This window comes from Intrasporangium chromatireducens Q5-1, assembly GCF_000576575.1.
Taxonomy (GTDB): domain Bacteria; phylum Actinomycetota; class Actinomycetes; order Actinomycetales; family Dermatophilaceae; genus Intrasporangium_A; species Intrasporangium_A chromatireducens.
The window spans coordinates 1-2,022 of the sequence record NZ_AWQS01000419.1 but is presented as its reverse complement, the minus strand read 5'-3'; the positions used below and the strand labels follow the sequence as shown (position 1 = coordinate 2,022).

The window sequence follows — 2,022 nt, the reverse complement described above, 5'->3', positions numbered from 1 at the left end:
TGCCCGGTTAACTTCGAAGAGCCGCTTTCCAGGCCCGCGTTTTCGCGGTCAAACAAGGCTTACACCACGCCTGGAGGCCGTATGAGCCATTGCGGTTGCGTCGGCGATAGAACGTATCAACCGGCTTTTCAACCCCGCATTTTGAGCACCGCTTCGTGTCCACGGGCAGACCCTAGCCACCTCATGGGACGTTGCCGATGGCTCAACGACCAGGGCGAACCTGACTCAAGGCGTTCATCACACGTAGGCCACTTGCTTGTGCCGGTGCGTGCGGCTGATGTGGGAGATGACGGGGTGTAGCCGGGAGACGCCGGAAGCGTTGCTTCGAAGTACGCGCTTCTCAGATCGATACGGCGTCAACTGGCCCTTCAGCATTCGTGCGACCGCTCGCGCACGTCGTCAAAGGATGAGAACGGCCGACCTCAGCTCGGCGATCCCATCGCGCGCAACGAAAATTTCGCGGGTTGATGCCTCAGCATCCCATCGCCCCTCGCCTGCCAGGCGTCCAGGGGCGCGTCTATCTGGGCGCTGTGACGCATCCGGGCGCGGATAGCGGACACGTCGCCCTGCTCCGAGGTGGGAGGTGTCGGCGCTAGTTGACCGATCGTCGATGGCGGCAGGAGATCTAGGCGCAGCGTCAGACCGCGGGCCAGCGCCGTTGGGAAGCCCGGCAAATGCTGGTGGCCGACGAGGAGTGACCCCGCCACTCGGTTTACCTCACATGGTCAATATTCCCGGGAAAACCTCCCAGCCCAGTGACGGACTCTTCGCTGCGGTCGTTCTCGCAACGGGTGGTGTCTGCGCCCTCGCGTGGCTTGCGGCTTGTGTGGGCGCGCTCGTGACCGGCAGCCACGCGCCATCCCTTTCGATTCCGGGGTTCGTGCAACTGCTCACCAACCCGTCGGATCCGAGCGCTGCCTGGCGAACACACCTTGGGCCGCCGTTCCTCTATTGGGCCATCTTCGTTGCCATGCTCGTCCCTGCAGGTGCCAGCGCCGTGCTCGTCCGGCGGGTCGTTAACGATCTCCCGCGCAGGCGTGCGCTGGACCGCCCGGGGATTGCCGCCTGCGGCGACGTCACTCGAGCCGCCGGATCCCGTCGGCTACTGCGTCGAGGCGCGATGCTCCGTCCTTCGCTGGTCAAGCCGATCGTCAATGACCTGGGCTTCCAGCTGGGCAGAAGCAGGGGCGTCGCCTGTTATGCCACCGTTGAGGACTCGACCCTCATCCTCGGTCCACCGCGATCCGGCAAGGGACTGCATCTGGTGATCCCGGCGATCCTCGATGCACCGGGCCCCGTTGTCACGACGAGCACCCGACCAGACAATCTGACGACCACGCTGACCGCTCGCCGAGAGAAGGGGCCAGTCGCGGTCTTCGATCCACAACATCTGACTCACGGGATGCCGTCCGTTGCTCGCTGGTCCCCAATCCGCGGTTGTGAGGATCCGCACGTGGCCATGGTGCGGGCGAAGGCGCTGACGACCGGCGCCGCCCGAGGAACGACGGACGCAACCTTTTGGCAGGCGTCAGCGGAGCAGGCAGTGCGCGCCTTGCTTCACGCCGCGGCTCTCGGCGGCGCCACTCCCCTGGATCTGTACCGCTGGTCGATGTCCGCGGTCACCGCCGGCGAGGCGGTCGACATCCTGACCAGCCATCCGAACGCCGCCGCGGGGTGGCAGCACACCCTTCGATCCTTGACGAACGCCGATCCCCGGCAACGCGATGCGGTGTGGGCGATGGTCTCCATCGCCTTCTCATCCCTCGCCGACCCCAAGGTCCTCGAGGCTGTCAGTCCCGGGCCAGGGGAGCACCTCGACCCGCGCCAGTTCCTCACCGCGGACGGGACCGTCTACCTACTCGGAACCTCGACTGGTGCGTCAGCCACTGCCGGCCTCGTCGGCGCTTTCCTTGAGGACATCCTCGAGACGGCCCGCCGACTGGCGGCAGCCTGCCCCGGCGCACGGCTCGACCCTCCCCTCTCGGTGATCCTCGACGAGGCCGCCAACTACCCCCTCCCCTC

General features: G+C 66.2%; 1 protein-coding gene. It reads left to right on the top strand.

Annotated elements, in window-relative coordinates:
• Positions 1-838: 838 nt before the first annotated feature.
• The coding region (locus tag N864_RS24920) for a type IV secretory system conjugative DNA transfer family protein (protein WP_240474451.1) at positions 839-2,022 on the top strand (1,184 nt) is incomplete at its 3' end.